The organism is Nitrosopumilus sp. b2 (genome assembly GCF_014078535.1).
In the GTDB taxonomy this organism is placed as follows: Archaea; Thermoproteota; Nitrososphaeria; order Nitrososphaerales; family Nitrosopumilaceae; genus Nitrosopumilus; species Nitrosopumilus piranensis.
Genome location: NZ_MU078706.1, coordinates 1 through 2,988 on the forward strand (window position 1 = coordinate 1; position 2,988 = coordinate 2,988).

The following is a 2,988-nucleotide window of genomic DNA, read 5'->3' on the forward strand; positions in this document are numbered from 1 at the left end:
CGACCTAACGCTCCGCAAGCGTTCGCACTATCCAAGCTATGCAACGAGTCCGAAAACTTTGGTAAATTTACACTTAATTTGGATTGCTATTAGATAGATTCGGCAAAAATATACGGGGTTTCATCAGTTTCATGAAAGGTCCAAACAGTAGGCAAAGAAATTATTTTGATTTTTTTGAGTTTATTATTTTCAATAAGAGTCCCCCAACCAGCCTCATTTTTAGGATCAGGAGCGTATTTTTGAGAGAGTGTACCTGCAAAAACCCAACCAGCACTTTTCCTCAAATCATCAGATACAATATTTTCAATTACGCCGGTTGCCAAAGCAACGCCGCCCATCTGTGCAAGCCCTCCAATGAAAAAGACAGGACTAGACAAATTCAATGACTCATAATCAAAAGTTATAGCATTTGAGCAAAACGGATGAAAGTCAAGTGTTGTAACAAGAATCTTTTGAAGATCAACTAGTGACTCGTCTAGTTCTATACTATATGCTTCCATGTCCAAAACTTTGGCACAAAAAGCAATTCTTCCATCACCTGAGCCAATATCAATTACTTCAGAATACCCAAGATCTTTTGCCATCAATATTGCAACATAAGCAGACAGTATCCAGGTTGGAGAAAAGGGGGCATTACTAGAGCCATGTTGAATACTATTCAACCAATATTTGTTGATATCTCCCTCATATACAATACATTTTGTGTCATCAATTATTTTTTCATACGAGTTGTAGTAGATAGGATTCTTTGTTGCAAACTGATGCAGTAATTCTAGATCTTGTTGCTTAATTTGAAATAAATCAGATGTAGATATTGGAATTACTTCTTGCATCTGACTATTGCCATCATATGTTTTTGCAAATTCTTTTTTTAATGAAATAAGATTTTTTGCAAGTTGATCAATCATGTCAATCCTTTGTCATATTGCTCAACAAATTCTTTAGTACTCATTTTTTTTCGTAACTCTTCAAATAGTTTTGACTCGTTTTTAATTTGCTCTTTAGTTTTTTCTCCAGAATTTGATTGAAGTGATTTTGTTGTTTCCTGGATAGAATTTGAAAGTGTTTGCAAAATTTTTGGGTGAATGTCAGTGTTAAACTTCTCTGAAATGAGTTTCTCAGTTTTTCCAATTTGTTCTAACAAAGCATTGGGATTTTGGGAATCTAGTTGTTGTTTGAGCATTGAAATCATGGATGAGACATTCATCACTTGATAATACACCTCAACAATTTGAGAAATTTCCATATTTTCAGAAACATTTGAAATTAGATTTTGGAGTTTTTGTGTTTCTATATCAAACATTGAAGAAATTTCATCAGAACTCATACCAGAAAAATGATTTCAAATTTTTAAAAATGTTAGGTTATGCTTCTTGTTCTGCTTGCTTTACAAAGACGTAATTCATTATCAATCCAGCAATTATACCGCCCAAGATTGGGGCTGCCCAATATAACCAGTGGAATTCCCAGAATCCTGAAATTAATGCAGGACCAAATGTTCTTGCAGGATTCACTGATGCACCAGTTAGTGGAACTGCAATCAAGTGAATTAAAAATACCATACCACCGATTGTAAATCCATGCCAACCAGGAGATGCTTTTTTGTGAACAGCACTCATGAAGATTACTGTAACTAAGAAGAATGTCAAGATTGCCTCAATTGCAAATCCTGAACCAATACTGTTATTGATCAAGTCACTTGGTCCACCTTGAGTTGCAAAGTTTACTTTGGCTCCTAGTTCAGGTAAGATTGCTTTGAGTGTTGCAGCTGCTGCAACTGCACCAATTAATTGTGAAATAATATAACCAATTCCATCTGCAATTCCAATCTTTCTAGTAATCATCATTGGAATTGTAACTGCAGGATTAATGTGGGCGCCAGATACATGACCAAATGCATAGATCATCAATGCAATAGCACCACCGTGTCCAAGAGAAATGAATAGTACTGACATTGTTGTCAATTCCTCACCAAAAGATGCAATTGCCAAAATTACTGAGAGGGGTCCGAAAAATACCAATCCGTATGTAGATATTGCTTCAGCAAGGTATGCTCTTGGATTAACCATTAGCAAAAACCCCGTCAATTTCCATATAAAAGATTCGGATTAAAATTGTGATCAGCTAGGATCAAAAAGTAATTAATTACAGGCATATTCACTTGAGAACATATGATTTCAGAAGGGGATCCTGTTCCAAAATTTGAATTAAATGATGCAAATGGAAACAAGGTAAAATCTTTAGATTTCAAAGGTAAAAAACATGCCATCTATTTTTACCCAAAAGATTTCACTCCAGGATGCACTACAGAGGCAGATGAGTTTTCAAAAGATTATAAAAAATTTCAAAAAGAGGAAATTGAAATTATTGGAATCAGTCCTGATGATGTAGATTCACACAAAAAATTCTGTGATAAGATGAAAATCAAATATCCATTATTGGCAGATGTAGATAAAGAAATATCAAAGATGTTTGGTGTTTGGGGCAAGAAAAAATTCAGGGGTAGAGAGTACATGGGAGTTATGAGAAGCACATTTCTTGTAAATGAAAAAGGAAAAATTTTCAAAATATATCCCAAAGTAAAACCTGCTGGACATTCAAAACAAGTTTTTGAAGATTTTAAGAGTTCAGAATAAAATAAAGTAAAAAGGTATAGAAGGTTAGAAACCTTTTGGAAGTGTACCTTTTGGTTTTGGTGGTTCAGGTTCTGGTTCAGATTTGGGTTCAAAACCTTTTGGTAAGCTACCACGTGATTGCTTAGCTCTTGCGTCCACTTCAGATTGAAGGGCCTCTTGATAAGCTTGTTCACGTTCTGCTTTTTCTTGTTCAATTCTTTGCAAGTAATCTTTTTCGTACTCTTCTAGTTGTTCTTGTCTTGATTTTCCATCTCCACTACTAGCAGTAGTTTGAGGCTTTTCGGCCGTACCTTTTGGAAGTGTACCTTTTGGTTTTGGTGGTTCTGGTTGGGGTGGCGGAGGTGTTTGCTGT

General features: G+C 35.3%; 4 protein-coding genes and 1 pseudogene. 1 reads left to right on the forward strand and 4 read right to left on the reverse strand.

What is annotated here, in order from left to right; genetic code table 11:
* Window positions 1-89: 89 nt before the first annotated feature.
* Genes C6989_RS10085 through C6989_RS10095 form a run of 3 tightly spaced genes read right to left on the reverse strand, consistent with a single transcriptional unit; the run spans window position 90 to window position 2,069 of the window.
* The gene (locus C6989_RS10085) at window positions 90-908 is read right to left on the reverse strand and encodes a hypothetical protein (RefSeq protein ID WP_182127060.1); all 819 of its coding nucleotides are present in this window, start codon (window positions 906-908) and stop codon (window positions 90-92) included.
* Window positions 905-1,327 (reverse strand): hypothetical protein, encoded by a 423-nt coding sequence (locus C6989_RS10090; RefSeq protein ID WP_148703680.1) that lies wholly within the window; start codon window positions 1,325-1,327, stop codon window positions 905-907. The genes C6989_RS10085 and C6989_RS10090 overlap by 4 nt, the downstream gene beginning before the upstream one ends.
* A 37-nt stretch (window positions 1,328-1,364) precedes the next feature.
* Window positions 1,365-2,069 (reverse strand): MIP/aquaporin family protein, encoded by a 705-nt coding sequence (locus C6989_RS10095; RefSeq protein WP_014962863.1) that lies wholly within the window; start codon window positions 2,067-2,069, stop codon window positions 1,365-1,367.
* 102 nt (window positions 2,070-2,171) lie between these two features.
* Between C6989_RS10095 and bcp the strand changes: the two genes are divergently transcribed.
* Window positions 2,172-2,636 carry a thioredoxin-dependent thiol peroxidase gene (gene bcp / locus C6989_RS10100; RefSeq protein ID WP_182127061.1) on the forward strand — a complete coding sequence of 155 codons (465 nt, stop codon included), beginning with the start codon at window positions 2,172-2,174 and terminating at the stop codon, window positions 2,634-2,636.
* A 24-nt stretch (window positions 2,637-2,660) separates the two neighbouring features.
* Here bcp and C6989_RS10105 read toward each other — a convergent pair.
* Window positions 2,661-2,988: pseudogene (locus C6989_RS10105) on the reverse strand (trans-sialidase); the annotation flags it as partial.